At 46.6% G+C, this 13,760-nt stretch carries 13 protein-coding genes; 10 read left to right on the top strand and 3 right to left on the bottom strand.

Features of this window, described 5'->3' with window-relative positions; all coding sequences use genetic code 11:
* Nucleotides 1-172 precede the first annotated feature (172 nt).
* Genes OOK74_RS13700 through OOK74_RS13690 form a run of 3 tightly spaced genes read left to right on the top strand, consistent with a single transcriptional unit; the run spans nt 173 to nt 3,505 of the window.
* Nucleotides 173-1,126: a YbgA family protein gene (locus OOK74_RS13700; RefSeq protein ID WP_274721631.1), complete on the top strand. Its 954-nt coding sequence runs from the start codon at nt 173-175 to the stop codon at nt 1,124-1,126.
* 40 nt (nt 1,127-1,166) lie between these two features.
* Nucleotides 1,167-2,576 carry a deoxyribodipyrimidine photo-lyase gene (gene phrB, locus OOK74_RS13695; RefSeq protein WP_278183306.1) on the top strand — a complete coding sequence of 470 codons (1,410 nt, stop codon included), beginning with the start codon at nt 1,167-1,169 and terminating at the stop codon, nt 2,574-2,576.
* Between the two features lie 8 nt (nt 2,577-2,584).
* A complete protein-coding gene (locus OOK74_RS13690) occupies nt 2,585-3,505 on the top strand; it encodes a L,D-transpeptidase family protein (protein WP_274721629.1) in 921 nt (306 codons plus the stop codon).
* A 78-nt stretch (nt 3,506-3,583) separates the two neighbouring features.
* Here the strand turns inward: OOK74_RS13690 and OOK74_RS13685 are convergent, their stop codons facing one another.
* Entirely contained in the window at nt 3,584-3,832 is a 249-nt protein-coding gene (locus OOK74_RS13685) for an Lpp/OprI family alanine-zipper lipoprotein (RefSeq protein WP_166015178.1), read from the bottom strand.
* A 341-nt stretch (nt 3,833-4,173) separates the two neighbouring features.
* Here OOK74_RS13685 and OOK74_RS13680 point away from each other — a divergent pair, with 341 nt between their 5' ends.
* From OOK74_RS13680 to OOK74_RS13655, 6 genes are all read left to right on the top strand, one after another.
* Entirely contained in the window at nt 4,174-5,520 is a 1,347-nt protein-coding gene (locus OOK74_RS13680; protein WP_274721628.1) for a DEAD/DEAH box helicase, read from the top strand.
* A 399-nt stretch (nt 5,521-5,919) separates the two neighbouring features.
* Complete coding sequence (locus OOK74_RS13675) at nt 5,920-6,741, top strand: phosphate ABC transporter substrate-binding protein (RefSeq protein ID WP_274721627.1); 822 nt, start codon at nt 5,920-5,922, stop codon at nt 6,739-6,741.
* Nucleotides 6,742-6,818: 77 nt separating this feature from the next.
* Nucleotides 6,819-7,739, top strand: a complete 921-nt coding sequence (gene pstC, locus OOK74_RS13670; RefSeq protein ID WP_166015175.1) for a phosphate ABC transporter permease subunit PstC — start codon at nt 6,819-6,821, stop codon at nt 7,737-7,739.
* A gap of 5 nt (nt 7,740-7,744) precedes the next feature.
* The gene (gene pstA / locus OOK74_RS13665; protein ID WP_166015174.1) at nt 7,745-8,608 is read left to right on the top strand and encodes a phosphate ABC transporter permease PstA; all 864 of its coding nucleotides are present in this window, start codon (nt 7,745-7,747) and stop codon (nt 8,606-8,608) included.
* A 28-nt stretch (nt 8,609-8,636) separates the two neighbouring features.
* Entirely contained in the window at nt 8,637-9,392 is a 756-nt protein-coding gene (gene pstB / locus OOK74_RS13660) for a phosphate ABC transporter ATP-binding protein PstB (protein ID WP_240911952.1), read from the top strand.
* Nucleotides 9,393-9,456: 64 nt separating this feature from the next.
* Nucleotides 9,457-9,621, top strand: a complete 165-nt coding sequence (locus tag OOK74_RS13655; protein ID WP_278183305.1) for a hypothetical protein — start codon at nt 9,457-9,459, stop codon at nt 9,619-9,621.
* 8 nt (nt 9,622-9,629) lie between these two features.
* On the opposite strand, the gene OOK74_RS13650 is transcribed toward OOK74_RS13655, so the two are convergent.
* Both OOK74_RS13650 and OOK74_RS13645 read right to left on the bottom strand, forming a co-directional pair.
* Nucleotides 9,630-11,006, bottom strand: a complete 1,377-nt coding sequence (locus tag OOK74_RS13650; protein WP_278183304.1) for a YjiH family protein — start codon at nt 11,004-11,006, stop codon at nt 9,630-9,632.
* A 391-nt stretch (nt 11,007-11,397) separates the two neighbouring features.
* Complete coding sequence (locus OOK74_RS13645; RefSeq protein WP_278183303.1) at nt 11,398-13,077, bottom strand: SulP family inorganic anion transporter; 1,680 nt, start codon at nt 13,075-13,077, stop codon at nt 11,398-11,400.
* 339 nt (nt 13,078-13,416) lie between these two features.
* Between OOK74_RS13645 and OOK74_RS13640 the strand changes: the two genes are divergently transcribed.
* Complete coding sequence (locus OOK74_RS13640) at nt 13,417-13,716, top strand: isoamylase early set domain-containing protein (RefSeq protein WP_166015169.1); 300 nt, start codon at nt 13,417-13,419, stop codon at nt 13,714-13,716.
* The last annotated feature ends 44 nt before the right edge of the window (nt 13,717-13,760 follow it).

Here is a 13,760-nt window from a genome sequence, read left to right as displayed (position 1 = left end):
GCTATTAAACACGAAGTTAGGCCAAACATCGGACACATTTATCATCTGATTAGATAATAATTAGTGTTACCTCACACTATGCTATTTGAGTCACTTAGGTGAACGGTTTGTTTCCTACTATAGATCTTATATTTGTAGATATTGTCACTATAAATCAGTACTGGAGATCAGAATGCCGAATCCCCCTCTCAAAATTGGTGTGAGTGCTTGTCTGCTTGGTGCCAAAGTCCGTTTCGATGGTGGGCATAAAATTAGCCGTTTTATTACCGATGAATTGGCACGTTATGCAGAATTTGTATCTGTGTGCCCTGAAATGGGGATGGGGTTGCCAGTACCGCGGCCAACATTACGGCTTATTTCAGAAAACCAGCGCATCCGGTTGGTGGAAACCAAAGATGGAGTTCGCGACCACACCGAGGCGCTGGAAAATTATGCGCAGCATAAAATTGCCGAACTGTCTGATAGCAAGCTTTGCGGCTATATCGTGTGTGCTAAATCGCCCAGTTGTGGTATGGAACGGGTGAAAGTGTATAAGAATAATGGCTCAGAAAAAGAAGGGGTTGGAATTTATACCCGAATTTTGCTTGAAAAAATGCCGTGGCTACCGGTCGAGGAAGATGGCCGCTTACATGACCCGGTATTGTGCGAAAATTTTATTACCCGCATCTACTGTTTGCACGATTTTTATACCCATTTAGGCGAGGCAGCAAGTGCCAAAAAAGTGGTGGATTTTCACTCTCGATACAAACTGATGTTAATGGCCCATCATCCACAATCGTACCAAATGTTAGGACAGTTAGTGGCGCAGGTGAAACAGTATTCGCTTGAGACTTTTATCCAACAGTATCGTTTGGGTTTAATGCAAGCGCTGACTCAGCGTGCCAGCCGCAAAAATAACACCAACGTTTTAATGCATCTGCAAGGTTACTTTAAGCGTGTGCTTAACCCGCTGCAAAAAGCTGAACTGTCGCAAGTGATTGAGAGTTATCGCATCGGTGAGTTGCCTTTGCTCGCGCCACTGACGTTGCTAAAACACTACCTAGTATTGTATCCAGATGCCTATTTGGCCCAGCAACGCTATCTCAATCCTTATCCTGCAGAATTAAAACTGCGCTATGGTTTATGAAAGACTGCACGATCTCATCGCACAACATTAAGGTATTGGTATGCAATTGGTTTGGTTCCGTCGTGATCTGCGCAGTATGGATAACACCGCGCTTAACGCCGCTCTCGCCACTGGTGAGCCAGTCGTGGCGCTCTATATAGCGACTCCGGAGCAGTGGCAGAAGCACCATTTAGCACCGATACAAGCGGATTTTATCTGGCGGCGTTTAGCGGTATTGCAGCAGGAGCTTACTGCGCTGAATGTGCCACTGTTGTATCAACAAGTGGACGATTTTAACGCGGCAGCCAATGTGGTCACTCAGTTAGCTAGCGTGCTCAATGTGACACACGTATTTGCCAATCGAGATTATGAGTTTGATGAGCAACAACGTGATCAGCGTACCGCACAAGCTTTGGCTAAGGTCGGGATATTGTGGTCTGAATCAGACGATAAATGTTTATTCGCGCCCGGTAGCGTGCTGACTCAACAAGGGCAATTATTTAAGGTGTTCACTCCCTTTAAGCGTCGTTGGCTCGCACTATTGCAACCGCCACACATCAGCAAAACTCTCCCCGCACCTGCATGGTCACTGCCGAGTGAATTGAGTGCTTGGCTTTGGCATCCACAGCAAGCGTTTGGTTATCCAAGGGTGGACAGCTCGGCGTGGCCGGTTGATAGTCTGAGTTTGCATCGTCAGTTACACACTTTTTGCGGCGAGCGAGTACAGGATTATCACCAATCGCGTGATTTTCCAGCTCGTGATGGTACCAGTATGCTTTCGCCGTATTTGGCGATCGGTGCATTATCGGTACGTCAGTGTGTGGCGAGCTTATTTGCTGAGTCATCTATTGGCGTGTTAAGCGAAGGTGGGCAAGTTTGGTTGAATGAACTGATTTGGCGGGAGTTTTATCAGCATTGGGTGGCTATCGATCCTAATCTTTCGAAAAGTGATGATTTTCAGCCATGGGCAGCTCGCCTTGAGTGGTGGAATGAGGATGAGAAGTTTCGCCGCTGGTGTGAAGGCTGCACAGGCTACCCAATCATTGATGCAGCGATGCGTCAACTCAACCAAACCGGGTGGATGCACAATCGACTTCGTATGTTGGTCGCCAGTTTTTTAACCAAAGATTTGCATATTGATTGGCGTTGGGGTGAGCGTTATTTTATGAGTCGTTTAATTGATGGTGATTACGCAGCCAACAATGGTGGCTGGCAGTGGAGCGCTTCTACAGGTTGTGATGCACAACCGTATTTTCGGATTTTTAACCCGGTGAGTCAGAGTGAAAAATTTGATCGCAATGGGGATTTTATTCGCCGTTGGGTACCAGAGCTGCGTAGCGTAGCCGGTAAAGATATTCATCAACCGTGGGTGTGTTCGGCTGTCAATAGCGTGTCATATCCAGCGCGACTGGTTGATCATCAACAGGAAAGAGCAGTAACCTTACATCTTTATAAAATAGCGAAGGGATGATCAGCATTATGTGGCGCAAATTTTGGGCAATCAGTTGTACATTGGTGGTCAGTTGGCATGCCACTGCTGCCGTGTTTGATCTGCCTGTCGAAGGCAGTAGTATCGTCGGCAATACGCAGTACCACGAGATCCAGAAAGGTGAAATCTTAGCTGATATTGCGAAACAATATGAGATCGGTTTTTTAGCCTTGATGGCGGCCAATCGTGGCGTTGACCCATTTTTGCCACAACAAGGGTTTGTATTAGCAATTCCAGCTCAGGTTATTTTGCCAAAAGTGGCTTATGAGGGCATAGTGATCAACCTGGCTGAATTACGTCTCTACTATTTCCGCCCCGATCTGGGCAAAGTGTATATTTTCCCAGTGGGGATTGGCCGGATTGGGCGTGATACTCCAGTGATGCAAACCTCAATTAGTAGTAAGCGCAAGGCCCCGACTTGGACTCCTCCTGCCTCCATTCGTAAAGAATATCTCGCAAAAGGTATTGATCTGCCGGCTGTCGTTCCGGCTGGGCCAGATAATCCGCTTGGTGAATATGCGATGCGTCTGGCTTATGGGCCCGGGGATTATTTGATCCATGGTACCAACAAAGATTTTGGTATCGGCATGCGGGTGAGTGCTGGCTGTATTCGTATGGAACCGAAAGATATTGAATGGCTATTTCAGCAAGTTGAACGGGGCGAGAAAGTACGCATCATTAATGAACCGATCAAAGTGGCGTTAGAGCCAGATCGCAGCGTATTTATTGAAGTACATGAACCTCTGACCCGCAGTAATGGCGTAAAAACTGAATTAGTTATACCGCAAGAGCTCAGCTGGTGGTTAGCTGAGCACCAAATTTCTGATGCGAAAGCTCGCGCCGCGGTTTTAGCTCAAAATGGCGTGCCAGTTGAAATCGCCCCAGCGCAGTGGGATTTGTTAGCGCAGTAATCCGATGATCAAAATGTGATCAAAAAAGAAAGAGCCAGCAATCGCTGGCTCTTGTTCATTCGAGTGATCACTCAATATTTACTTGGTATATGACTGAGCAATGTTGTCGATACGTTCATTAGCGCGTGCGGCTTCTTCTTGTGCTGATTTCGCTGCGTTGGTAGCTTGATCCACTTTTGATGACAGTGCCGCAACTTGTGAGTTCAGTTCGCTGACCTGAGTGCTGATTTCATTCATTTTTGCAGTGCTAGCTTCATCAGGACCAGAGGCGCAACCGGCTAATAGAAGTACAGAAGACGCTGCTGCTGCGATTAACATCTTGTTCATAGAGAACTCCTTAAACTTTTAAACTTAGTAATTCGGTATCAGTTACAGTTACGTCCTATACTTGTGAGAAATTTCAATAAGGACAATCAGATTGTAGTCGCTATTTGGTATAAAACTAGTCTTGAAAAGTAAAATTTTTCCAATAATTTGACAAAGAATCAACAAATTGGCCTGGTGCTCAATCCTGAATGGATGATTGTGTTTTTTTTATTCAGCAAGCTGATGGGTTGACGGATTATTTGCTGGCTTGACTATCTATAAATAGACGATTTGCGCTATGATAGCGGACTTTTTCGTGATCTCGTTGACACTTTAAAATATAACCAAAGATGGAGAATACTTTGCAATTCAAAGATTTAGGCTTAGATAATCGCTTACTGAAAAATTTAGCGCATTACAATTTCAAACAAGCGACAGAGATCCAACAGCAGGCGATTCCGTTAATCATTGCCGGACGAGATTTGTTGGCTTCATCTAAGACCGGTTCAGGCAAAACCTTAGCCTTCGTGTTGCCGATGTTACACAAATCTTTAAAGACCAAAGCGTTTTCTGCCAAAGATCCACGTGGGATCATTTTGGTGCCGACCCGTGAGTTGGCTAAACAAGTGTATGGTGAGCTACGTTCAATGCTCGGTGGTTTAAGCTATACCGCGACGTTGATCACTGGTGGTGAAAATTTTAACGATCAAGTCAAAGCGTTAGCGCGTGGTCCGCGCTTTATTGTCGCGACACCGGGGCGTCTTGCCGATCACCTTGATCACCGTTCGCTGTTCCTCGAAGGGTTGGAAACCTTGGTGTTGGATGAAGCGGATCGTATGCTTGATTTAGGCTTTGCTAAAGAGCTGCGTCGTATTCATCATGCAGCCAAGCACCGCCGCCGTCAAACTTTGATGTTCTCTGCCACTTTAGATCACGCTGATGTGAATGATATGGCGATGGAGCTGCTTAATGAACCGAAACGGATTGCGATTGGAGTTGGCAGTGCCGAACATAAAGACATTACCCAGCATTTTTACCTATGCGATCATCTTGATCACAAAGAGGCTCTATTAGATCGTATTTTGGCGGATGCTGACTATCGCCAAGTGATCATCTTCACGGCAACTCGTGTTGATACCGATCGCCTGACCGAAAAGCTCAACCAGCATAACCTGAAAGCGGTGGCACTGAGTGGTAACCTTAATCAGGCTCAGCGTAATACCATCATGAGCCAATTTGAACGTACGGTGTTTAAGATCCTAGTGACGACCGATGTGGCTTCGCGTGGTCTTGATATTCCATCGGTAACCCATGTGATCAACTTTGATATGCCAAAGCATACTGAAGAGTATGTGCACCGGATTGGTCGTACCGGCCGCGCGGGTAATAAAGGTGATGCGATGTCACTAGTGGGGCCGAAAGATTGGGATAGTTTCAAACGAGTCGAAGCTTTTTTACAACAAGAGCTGCAGTTTGAAGTACTCGAAGGTTTAGCCGGTAAGTTTAAAGGTTTAAAACCGCGCCAAACTACGCCAAAAGCAACACCTAAGCAGCGTGTCACCAAAATCAAAGCGCCGACTAAAGCCAGCAAACCCGCCGCACGTGATAAAAGTTTTTACCGCAATGTTGCGGTGGGCGATGCGGTGTTTATTCCGAAAAAGAAAGTGGCAGCCCAGCCAGAAACTGATCAAGAAGATGCCGTGGAATAAAGTTAGAGGTTTGGCCGAGTCGGAGGTTAGCGCTGATTGGCCAAGATTATCGGCATCGCTGTCGGCACTCTAGCGCGACGAGTGCAGCGCCAAGGATCGATATTTGATGATACCCCTTACATGACGAATGTAAGGGGTATCGTCTATTATGGTCTTAGCATGGATAACATCTCATGTATCAAGCGTGGGTGGTAATACGATAATTTTGATGATCGGCGATCCTAACGGCGCGAACTGACTGATGTTGGATGACGTTATTGACGACAAAAGCTGACGACAGAAGCTGAGGTGTCATACAGGGTTCAATTAACTGAAACATAATTGTCATATTTACCGCCTAAAGTGAGCCTCGTTCAACTGAAACGCAACGGCAACCCAGCCACTTATAGGAAATTTGTGATGAAAAAGACAGTAATCGGTGCTATCGCTCTTATGGGCGCACTTGCAGTAAATCCAGTTATGGCGAAAGAGACAATTTCAGCAGTGGGCTCAAGCAGTGTTACTCCGCTGATGGAAGTATTTTCTGAAACGTACGCAAAAAACAATCCTGAAGTATTCATTGAAGTTCAAGGCCCAGGCTCTTCAGCGGGCATCAAAGCTGCTAAAAATGGCAGTGCTCATTTTGGTATGTCATCACGTAATCTGAAAGATTCAGAAAAAGAGCCAGCGCTGATTGAAGAAGCGATTGCTCTGGATGGTATCGCGGTGGTGGTTCACCCAAGCAATGCAGTGAAAGGTTTAACCTCTGAGCAAGTTTCTCAAATCTATAAAGGCGAAGTGACTAACTGGAAACAAGTGGGTGGCGAAGATAAGCCTATCGTTGCAATCACTCGTGATACCGCTTCTGGTACTCGTGGTGCATTCGAAGACATCATGGCACTGAAAAAGAAAGTGGCAGATAAAGAAGTTTCAGCGATTTCACAACGTGCACAAGTAGCAAACGGTAACGGCGCACTGAAAACTATGGTCGCTTCAAACCCTTACGCTATCGGTTACATCTCTTTGGGTACCGTTGATAGCTCAGTGCACGCGCTAGCGGTAAACGGTGTTGAAGCAAGCGTTGATAACGTGAAAAACGGCACTTACCAAGTTTCTCGCCCATTCCTAGTGCTTTACATGCAAGGTAAGCCATCTGCTGCAGCTCAGAAATTCCTAGATTGGATGCTGTCAGATGAAGCACAACAGATTGTAGCCGCAAAAGGTTACATCACCGCTAAGTAATACGTTTTACCCTCTTTGCCCGACCCGATTTGGGTCGGGTACTTTGTTTTGAACGACATCCGTTCGATAGGTGATTTATGACCATCGCAACCAATAGTGACAAGCTTATGGATAATACCTCTATACGTGGTCTGCGTGAGCAGCGACGTGTTGACTGGAAAGAACGTATCTTTCACGGTTTGTTTCTGACCAGTGCCGTGATTGGCATTGTTTCTCTTGCCATCATCGCGTACTTCATTGTTCGTGAAAGTATCCCAGCGTTCCAAGAAGCTGGCGTGTCAGGCATTGTGCTTGGCCAAGATTGGCTCCCTCCTGCACTGTACGGTGTCGCGACTATGATTGTCGCTTCTGTCGTATCAACCTTTGGTGCGGTGATTGTTGGGGTGCCAGTTGGGGTGCTGACCGCTATTTTTATTGCTGAAGTTGCTCCGAAACGGGTGGCGGATGTGATCCGCCCGGCAGTTGAACTGCTGGCGGGCATTCCTTCGGTGGTTTACGGCTTCTTCGGTTTAGTAATTATTGTACCGCTGATCCAAAATGTGTTTCAGGTTCCAGCCGGTAACACCATTTTGGCGGGGATTATCGTGCTTGGCGTGATGATTCTACCGACGGTGATCACGGTATCGGAAACCTCGATTCGTGCGGTTCCTCGCGCCTACAAAGAAGGCTCATTAGCACTCGGTGCATCGAGCATTTACACCATCTTTAAACTCCTGGTTCCTGCGGCTCGCTCCGGGATCATGACTGGCGTGATCTTAGGCATCGGCCGTGCGTTAGGTGAAACGATGGCGATCATCATGGTGATGGGTAACGCCCCTGCCATGCCGGAAGGTTTGCTGGATGCTGCACGCACCTTAACCGCCAATATTGCGATTGAAATGTCTTACGCAAGCGGTATTCATGCTAATGCGCTGTACGCGACTGGCGTAGTGCTACTGGTGTTCATCATGATGTTGAACGCGGCATTGTTGTACTTGAACCGTGAGAAAGCGAGGTAATGGGCATGGATCGTGTAAAACTAAAACAGGCGCGTGAGTTTAAAGATAATGTGCTGCGTGCGTTTATCTGGATTTCTGCGGCATTGACGGTCGGTTTCCTGTTCTGGATCATCTGGTACATTTTGTCTAACGGTTTGCAACACGTTAACTGGAAATTCATTACTGACAACTATACCCATACTGGTGATGAACACGGCATTTTCCCGATGATCGTGGCGACGCTGTACATGGTGGTTGCCTCAATTGCGGTGGCAGCACCTATCGGTATCATGACCGCGATTTATCTGACTGAATACGCCAAAGTCGGCAGTCGTTTAGTCAAAATCATTCGTTTTTGTACCGAATCGCTAGCGGGTATTCCATCGATCATTTTTGGTCTGTTTGGTATGACCTTCTTCGTCGCGATTTTGGGGCTAGGTTTCTCGATACTCTCTGGTGCGTTAACCCTGAGTATCCTGATTTTACCGGTGATCATCCGTACCACCGAAGAAGCGTTGATGTCGGTGCCACAGACCTATCGTGAAGGTTCTTATGGTGTCGGTGCTTCAAAAATTTACACTATCCGTCGGCTGATTTTGCCCAGTGCAATGCCGGGGATTTTAACTTCTGTTATTTTGAGTATTGGCCGTGTGATTGGTGAATCGGCTCCGGTGTTTTTGACTGCAGGTATGGTGGCACGTATTCCGAACTCTCTGCTTGATTCGGGACGTACCTTAACCGTGCACTTATACAAGTTGACCACCGAGCTGTTTACCATCGAAGAGTGGAATCAAGCTTATGGCACCGCCACTGTACTGATTGTGGTGGTACTGCTGATCAACATGATCACCAAGTTAATTGCCAAACGATTCAATACTGCGACTTACTAAGCCATTGACAGAATTTAGAGATAATCCAATGAAAACGACCAAATTTAATATTGAAAACCTTGATCTGTTCTACGGTGAAAACCAAGCGCTGAAGTCGATCAACCTGCCGATCCCAACTCGTCAAGTGACGGCGCTGATTGGCCCTTCGGGTTGTGGTAAATCAACCTTACTGCGCTGCTTGAACCGCATGAATGACTTGATTGAAGGGGTGAAAATTACCGGCAAACTGACCATGGATGGCCAAGATGTGTATGGCAATATCGATGTCTCTGATTTGCGCATTCGCGTTGGTATGGTATTCCAAAAGCCGAACCCATTCCCGATGAGTATTTATGAAAACGTCGCGTATGGCCTGCGTGCGCAAGGCATCAAAGATAAAAAATATCTTGATCAAGTGGTTGAGCGTTCACTGCGTAGCGCGGCGTTGTGGGATGAAGTGAAAGATCGCCTGAAATCTCACGCATTTGGCCTCTCTGGTGGTCAGCAACAGCGTTTATGTATTGCGCGTACCATTGCGATGGAGCCGGATGTGATTTTGATGGATGAGCCGACTTCGGCACTCGATCCAATCGCGACCCATAAAATTGAAGAGTTGATGGAAGATCTGAAAAAGAATTACACCATCGTGATCGTGACCCACTCAATGCAGCAAGCGCGCCGTATCTCAGATCGTACCGCTTTCTTCTTAATGGGTGAGTTGGTTGAACACGATGAAACCCAAGTTATCTTCAGTAATCCACGTGATGATCGCACGCGTGGTTACGTTAACGGTGACTTTGGCTAATCAATACTGGTGAATTATAACTATAAGCGATGGTAAATTTTGCCCCTCAATGAGGGGCTTTTTTATGGCCGCTTTTCATCCAACCATAAACCAAGCTTACGATGAGCCATTTGCGCTGACCACTACCAACACAACCTCACTCGCTGAGTTTATTGGCCGGTTAAGTGAGCGACCCTCTCAATCTTGGCATAAAAAAAGCGCCATCGTAATGGCGCGGATTAAAGAGTGATCTAGCGACTAGAACAGCAGATGAGCGACGGCGGCAATCACAGGTAAAGTGATCAAGGTACGCAAAATGAAAATCACAAACAGTTCGAAAATATTGACTGGAATACGGCTGCCAAGCAGCAATGCCCCCACTTCCGACATGTAGATAAGCTGAGTGACCGACATTGCCGCAATCACAAAACGGGTTATCTCATTATCGATTGAGGCGGCTAAAATCGCAGGGATAAACATATCGGCGAAACCAACCACAATGGTTTTTGACGCGGCGGCGGCTTCTGGGATGCCGAGCAGCTCTAAAAATGGGATAAACGGTTGACCAAGAATTGAAAATAGCGAAGTGTATTCTGCAATCACCAGTGCAATCGTACCAAGCCCCATCACGACAGGTAGTACGCCAAACACCATATCTACTGCATTACGCACGCCTTCCGCCAGCACCACTTTCACTGAGCGTACTTTAGCTGCTTTGGCCAGTGCCAGCTCTAAGCCCCAAGAAAACGCACTATGGCCAGTAGGGATGGCGCCTGCATCAGGATGTGGCTGAGTGCCATCGATATAAACATCTTTTTTCCATGCCAAAGGCGGGAGGCGAGGGATCACGATTGCCGCGACAAAACCAGCTAAACACACCGCACCATAAAAGGGTAAAAACAGATGCTCCAGCTCAACTTGTGCAATCACCACTAAACTGAATGTGATGGAAACCGCCGAAAAAGTTGTGCCGACGACGGCAGCTTCACGCTGGGTATAAAACTTACCCTCATACTGCTTGCTGGTGAGTAGAATCCCGACACTACCGTCACCCAGCCAAGAAGCCATACAGTCAATCGCGCTACGACCTGGGAGGTTAAAGATAGGACGCATCACTTTGCTCAGTAGGCTACCGAGTAGTTCCAATAAGCCGAAGTTGAGCAGCAAAGGCAGCAGTAGCCCTGCAAAAATAAACACCGAAAATAGAGTTGGCAGCAAACCTTCTAGCACTAAACCGCCAGTATTTTCTTCCCAAATCGCTTGTGGACCGATTTGGAAGAAGGTCATGATCACCGCTGCGCCACCGATTACCCGCACCGCTAACCAAAGCCAAGGTGGGTTAAACAAACTGTTTAAGAATGGGCGTTGCATAATCCAGCGTGGTTGAAACAACTTACTGAGCACAGAAGCGATCGCCATAAAGGCAATGATAGTGGTGACGATGGTCACCAAAGAATCATCTAATAGCGCTTGCATCGACTTCGCTAATACCGCAACCGGAATGGTTAACGAACCATCATAACGAATGGGGGCCATAAACAAAAAAAGCCCGATCAGCGAAGGGATCAGGAATACCCACAGATGGGCAGAATTTGGATTAACTGGTGGCTTTAAGGTTTGCGCATTATCTTGCATGTGTTGTCTCTATCAATGCTGCGTCATCACGACGCACTGTGCTGTTGAAAGTTGCCACACCCTGGCATAAACATTCACTGAATGTCCGTATTTAATCAGTGGCGGCAAGAATATCTATTTTCGACTACATGCGCAATACTATTCATTTATTTTGGGTATGCATTCAAATTAAATGGCTGATGTTTTTATCTTGAACAGAGTTTTGTCTATTAATGGTTAATCTTGATGGTGAAGGTGTTACTGACTGGTGAAGATCACCACTGGCATTACGATGGTTTTTCCAATCCTGACAATTAAAAAGCCCTCCGAGTTTAGAGGGCTTGGTGATCTTTGGTTCGCTGCCGATCGGTTATCAACGGGCAGTGATCAACTTAGCTTGCATCAAGCGGGCTTAATTGACAGTTTGCTGGGTGGCCGCCGCTTGGGTATCAATTTCGCTGATTGCCGCGCTCAGTGCGCGGGCAAATTCGGGATAGACATTGTGTTCACCGACTAACGTGATGATCCCCGCTTTGGTTAACTTATGCGCTACGCGGTGATTCGCGCCTGAAATCAGTACCTTAATTCCGCGCTTATGGAAGCTTTGGATGATCTCTTCGAGCATTTGAATACCAGTAATATCCATAAAGGGTACCCATTTCAAGCGTAAGATCAGAATGTGCGGCGTCTCTTGAATACTGCTCATCACCCGCTCAAAGGTTTCGGCAGCGGCAAAGAAAAATGGTCCTTCTAACGCGTAAACGGCTAATTCACGTGGCAGGGTAGTTTTACCTTGCTCGGCCAGTTCGTAACTCATCTCTTGCGAGCTGCTGGCTTTAACTTCAACGCTGGCTGCCATGCGTTTGACAAAATGCAGCATGGCGATGATCACCCCGATATTGACCGCCACCACCAAATCGGCAAACACGGTTAAACCGAAAGTTAACAGCAAAATCGCCACATCGGCCCGCGGAGCTCGTTTCGCCAGTTGCACAAAATGGTGAGCTTCACTCATATTCCAAGCCACGACAAATAAAATGGCACTTAAGGTGGCCAGTGGAATATTGACCGCTAAAGGTGCTAACACCAACAGGATAATGACTAAGGTCAGCGCATGCATTATCCCTGCGATTGGGCTGGTTCCACCGTTACGGATATTGGTTGCGGTCCGCGCAATCGCGCCGGTAGCCGCAATACCGCCGAATAAGGGCGCGACAATATTGGCAATGCCTTGGCCAACTAGCTCTTGGTTTGAATTGTGTTTGGTACCAGCCATACCATCGGCGACCACCGCAGAGAGTAACGATTCAATCGCTCCAAGCATCGCAATCGCAAAGGCGGGGCCAATCAAGGGGATCATTTGGCTCAGGCTGAGATCGGGGAGCGCAAATTGTGGTAAACCTTGTGGAATACCACCAAAAGCCGAGCCAATGGTGCGCACTCCTTCAAACCCGATAATATATTGCAGTAATGTCACTACGATTAAAGCCAGCAGTGGGCCTGGTACTTTAGCCAGTTTGGGGATCTTAGGACCAAAAATCACCAGTGCCAGTGATAATAGCGCTAATAATGTGGTGGTGAGATGAAACTGGGGTAAGGCGTGAAAGATTGCCAGCAGCTTTTGATGAAAGTGCTCACCCTCAATTTGCGGAAGTCCAAAGAAATCTCGCCATTGGCCAACCCAAATAATCACTCCAATACCAGAAGTGAAGCCGACAATCACTGGGGCTGGAATATAACGAATGATGCTGCCTAACCGTGCTAATCCCAAAATGACTAAAATAATTCCGGCCATAATGGTGGCAATTTGTAATCCGCTCACGCCATGCTCAGCGACAATTGCGGCCAGAATGACAATAAACGCACCAGTGGGGCCGGCGATTTGTACCCGTGAGCCACCGAACAGCGAAACAATAATCCCAGCGATAATCGCAGTATAAATACCTTGCTCTGGTTTTACCCCTGAAGCGATCGCAAATGCCATGGCTAATGGGAGTGCCACTACCCCGACTATTAATCCTGCAATAATATTGTTGAGCCACCGCTTGGGCTGTAATTGGCCGGCTTGATAGGATTCATAGATGGCAAACATATTTGATCACCTTAATAAAAATAGGGAAATGAAAACGGCGGGGATTTTACGCTCATTCTATAGGCTGTAAAGGGGCTATTTTTGCAGAGTTAAAACGCAAATATAGATGGAGCAAGTGATAATTTAATGTTGGATTTCATTCAATTAAATTGAGCTGCTCATCATATGATCACTGGATTAAGCCGTAGCATCCTCAATAATCAGAATTTCATGTGGAAAAATAACTGCGACTGAGTAAGGCTGTGCTGACCACTTGGCATAAGAGGACAGTTGAGTATGGAGAATAAATTACCTATTATGCTTCAGTTGGTGGTTTTTTGTTCATAGAGGGAGTTTGAGATGATTAACAAGAAGTTTTTAAAAACTAAGGACGAAGTGGAAGTCACGTTTGAATATGCTGCACCACAGGCGATCTGTGAAGTGGCAATCGTAGCCGATTTTTTAGATTGGCAACCAGTGCCGATGAAAAAAGCCGTCAAATCGAGCACATTTAAATTTAAAGCGCGCTTACCGAAAAATAGCCAATTTGAGTTTCGCTATCTGCTCGATAATCAGCAGTGGATCAACGATCCTGAAGTTGAAAACTATGTGGCTAATGGTTTTGGGCAAGAAAACGGCGTGTTTACCACTTACGCTTAGTCTAATGCGCATTAAATCGGTTATTAGTGGTTACGGTGAATGAA

The organism is Vibrio misgurnus (assembly GCF_029635775.1).
Classification (GTDB): domain Bacteria; phylum Pseudomonadota; class Gammaproteobacteria; order Enterobacterales; family Vibrionaceae; genus Vibrio; species Vibrio chanodichtyis.
This window is presented reverse-complemented; position numbering and strand designations above follow the sequence as displayed.